This window comes from Bartonella sp. TS82HLJMH, from assembly GCF_042193495.1.
Lineage (GTDB): Bacteria > Pseudomonadota > Alphaproteobacteria > Rhizobiales > Rhizobiaceae > Bartonella > Bartonella grahamii.
In genome coordinates this window covers 1-896 of sequence record NZ_JBHILU010000080.1, presented here as the reverse complement: position 1 = coordinate 896, position 896 = coordinate 1, and the positions used below count along the sequence as shown (strand labels likewise).

Genomic DNA, 896 nt, shown 5'->3' with positions numbered 1-896 from the left:
TTCAGATCATAAATCTGTCCACCATTAACCGCATCACTCGAGCCTGATGCTATAGAACCATCCGCAACCGATGTGATTTTGCTGTTTGTCTTCTCTCCATCTTTTTCTCCATGCTTAGCTACAAAAGCTTGTTCACTTTCATTCCACAACAAAGCATCGCCTTGCATAGATTCTGTGATGTTTGTGACTTTTTCATTAAAATCATGAACGACATTTGTGAAATTCTTATCAATTCCTGCAAACGCTTCCGTTACATTATGATGCTCCTGTGGATCACCTTCCGTACCATCGGCATTGTAGGTTTTAAGCGTGAAAGTTGGTTCGCTCCATTCGTCATCTTCATACTTAGCATCACCACCAAAATATTTTGCTAGCGTCTGATTCAATGAATAAAGCTGTCCTCCCGTAACCGCATCACTCGAACCTGATGCTATAGAGCCATCCGCAAGCGATGTGATCTTGCTGTTTGTCTTCTCACCGTCTTTTTCTCCATGCTTGGCTACAAAGGCTTTGTCAGTTTTGCTCCATAACAAAGCATCACCTTGAACTTCTTGCGTAATATTTGTGAGTTTTTCATTAAAATTTTTGACCTCATTTGTTAGATGAGTATTCACATTCTTGACACTCGTATCAAGATCAGAAAAGGCTGAACCAACATCGTGATGTGATTTAGTCGTTACCGTACCATCGTCAGAAATATTAGAGATGTTATAAGTTGGAGCTGTAAAAACACCCTCTTTAAATGCAGCTTCACCACCTAAGAACTTGGCAACATCCTCACCGATTGTATTAACCTGTCCACCGGTGATTGCATCATGTGATCCCTCACCAATCTTACCATCAGCTACATTATGAAGTGCAACAGGTTTAGCATCCTTCCCTTTCCCTAAAGTCAC

The 896-nt window shown here is 41.0% G+C and carries 1 pseudogene; it reads right to left on the bottom strand.

Going from position 1 to position 896, the window contains the following annotated elements:
• A pseudogene (locus ACFIKO_RS09340) lies at positions 1-896 on the bottom strand (hypothetical protein); the annotation flags it as partial.